We start from the raw sequence: 625 nt of genomic DNA on the forward strand, positions 1-625 counted from the left end.
GGCCACGTAATTTGTAAGAGCCCACTTGTAAAATCACCGACAATGCTTCCATTACGAACACACCACCCATGATGATAAGTACTAGTTCTTGGCGAACCAGCACCGCAATAATACCCAAAGCACCACCGAGTGCTAATGAGCCTACATCACCCATAAATACCTGTGCTGGGTAGGTGTTAAACCATAAGAAACCAAGTCCAGCTCCCACAATTGCTGTACACACAACCACAAGCTCACTGGCGAGTGGCAAATGCGGAATATGTAGATAGCTTGAGAAATTAACGTTACCTGTTAAATAAGCAATAATGGCAAGTGCTGCCGCCACTAAAATGGTTGGTACAATCGCTAAACCATCAAGGCCATCTGTTAGGTTTACCGCGTTCGACGTACCGACAATTACAAAGTAAGTCATCACGATATAAAACAACCCTAGCTGTGGTAACACGTCTTTGAAAAACGGCACAACTAATGAGGTTTCGCTGCCTTGCTGCGAGGTAAAATAAAGCGCACTGGCAACCACTAACGCAATCACTGATTGCCAAAAGTATTTCCACTTAGCAATTAAGCCTTTAGGGTCTTTGCGGATCACTTTACGGTAGTCATCAACAAAGCCAACCACACCTAA

1 protein-coding gene is annotated in these 625 nt (G+C 44.3%); it reads right to left on the minus strand.

The window, feature by feature from the left end:
- Nucleotides 1–625 (minus strand): phospho-N-acetylmuramoyl-pentapeptide-transferase (gene mraY, locus E0L37_RS21200; RefSeq protein ID WP_133493624.1); only part of this gene is annotated, 625 nt, incomplete at both ends.

Origin of the sequence: Alcanivorax sp. 24, from assembly GCF_004360225.1 — a bacterium.
Lineage (GTDB): Bacteria > Pseudomonadota > Gammaproteobacteria > Pseudomonadales > Alcanivoracaceae > Alloalcanivorax > Alloalcanivorax xiamenensis.